Origin of the sequence: Marinobacter gelidimuriae, assembly GCF_000372805.1 — a bacterium.
Taxonomy (GTDB): Bacteria; Pseudomonadota; Gammaproteobacteria; order Pseudomonadales; family Oleiphilaceae; genus Marinobacter; species Marinobacter gelidimuriae.
This window is the reverse complement of record NZ_KB889867.1, coordinates 1-1079: the sequence shown is the minus strand read 5'-3', so window position 1 is coordinate 1079 and position 1079 is coordinate 1. Positions and strand designations below refer to the sequence as shown.

The 1079-nt window shown below is 56.0% G+C and carries 1 protein-coding gene; it reads right to left on the bottom strand.

The features are described from left to right. Positions 1-1079: multicopper oxidase domain-containing protein (locus tag A3OI_RS0104170; protein ID WP_018403077.1), on the bottom strand; the 1079-nt coding region annotated here is incomplete at both ends.

Genomic DNA, 1079 nt, shown 5'->3' with positions numbered 1-1079 from the left:
CGCACCCGCTCGCCATACTGGAGGCGGATCGGATCCGCGTCCTCATATTTGACGCCGTTGATGCTCCAGGTGTACCGCTCCATGTTGCCCGTCAGCTTCAGTTCGATTTCCCGGGTTGGTTCGCGTTCGTCATAGAGCGGTTTTTGCGCTCTCAGGTCGGAATAAGACAGAAATTTGCCACCATTGGCCGCCGTTGGAACCAGGCCACTGCCTGCCGCATAAAAGGGATCGCTGGCACCACCCGCCGATGCCATTGAGCCCTCGCCCATCGCAGAATGATCCATGCCTTCCATGCCTTCCATTCCCTTCATGTCAGACTGGGCCATACCGGTCATCTTGGAGTGATCCATGCCTTCCATGCCTTCCATGCCGCCCATGTCGGCCATGGTCAATCGGGCCGCTTCGCGCAATTCTGGCACTGCAGCAACCATTCCCGCCTCAGGAGCCAGTATTCCCCTCGCATACCCTGAACGCCCCATGGATTCGGCAAAAATCGTATAAGCCTGTTCCTCTTTGGGCCGCACAATCACGTCGTAGGTTTCCGCCACACCCATGCGGAACTCATCCACATTAACCGGCTGAACATTGTTTCCATCCGCTTGCACAACGGTCATTTCAAGGCCCGGAATGCGGATATCAAAATAGGTCATGGCAGACGAGTTAATAAAACGCAGCCGAATCCGCTCGCCGGGCTCGAACATGCCGGTCCAGTTCTGGTCGGGACCTTTGCCGTTGATCAAGCCGGTAAAACCCTGCAGGTCTTCAACATCGGCTTTCATCATGCGCATGTCGCCCCAGGCCATCCGATCCTTCACGGTGGCCATCAGACCGTTTTCAGAAGCGTCCGAAAAGAAATCTCCGACGGTTTGTTGTTCACGGTTGTAATAATCCGGCATTATTTTGAGGTTGCGCATGATGCGATCGCCGGAATGGGGGTGCTTGTCGGTCAGCTGAACCACGTAATCGCGATCGTAACGAAACGGCTCGCGGCCTTCGGGTTCAATCACAATGGCACCGTAGGCGCCATCGGGCTCCTGAAAACCAGCGTGACTGTGATACCAGAAGGTGCCCGACTGAGT